Here is a 680-nt window from a genome sequence, read left to right on the forward strand (position 1 = left end):
CTAAAACTCCAAGCTGTTTCTCATTCTATTTCCTAATTTCCAAATTCCCTAATTTCCTCATTTTCTCATTAACATTACCACCCTCCTATTCTCTCTCTTTCTGCCTGTTGTTCGGGGGTAGCCTCGGGGGTTTCTATAATGCTACCGTATAGCGGTTTAGGAAATCCTTCTGCTTTACGGCGCTGAAAGTCTGCTTCGCGGTAAGGGTCAAAGGCGGTGCCTGGCGGTAGGGGGCGGTTCTTGTCCATATACCACACCACAAAATCCCAAAACTCTTCTATATACACGCTGGCAAGCACTCCCCCTTGGCTGGTTCTTCCTTTAAACGAAAACCACAGTTCAAAAGAAAAATTCGTTTTAGTGCCCGTTATACTCCACCAACCCATTCCTCTATTAAAAGGAATGATAATATTGTCTTTCTTAAAAAGTTTATGTAGGCTGATAGTCCCAGCCTCTCTATTTAAGATAAGCTCTCTAAAAGGAGCTATATATCCAAACCCCCCCCCCCCTATACAGATTGCTATGTATGCAATCACACTGATAATACGAACGATTAGGCTATCAAATACTAAAAATACACCAATTACAGTAAGAAAAAAACTAAGTCCTAAAACAAAGAAGACTTCCCAACTAAATATTTTTGGAGGACTTGTTTGTTCTATATATATTTTATCATTTAC

Annotated in this window: 1 protein-coding gene; it reads right to left on the reverse strand. The window is 39.9% G+C overall.

All coding sequences use genetic code 11. The annotated features are described in order from the left end of the window. Positions 1-74 precede the first annotated feature (74 nt). Positions 75-680: hypothetical protein (locus tag HMPREF9072_RS12330; RefSeq protein ID WP_009410554.1), on the reverse strand; the 606-nt coding region annotated here is incomplete at its 5' end.

The sequence above is a fragment of the Capnocytophaga sp. oral taxon 324 str. F0483 genome (assembly GCF_000318315.2).
Lineage (GTDB): Bacteria > Bacteroidota > Bacteroidia > Flavobacteriales > Flavobacteriaceae > Capnocytophaga > Capnocytophaga ochracea.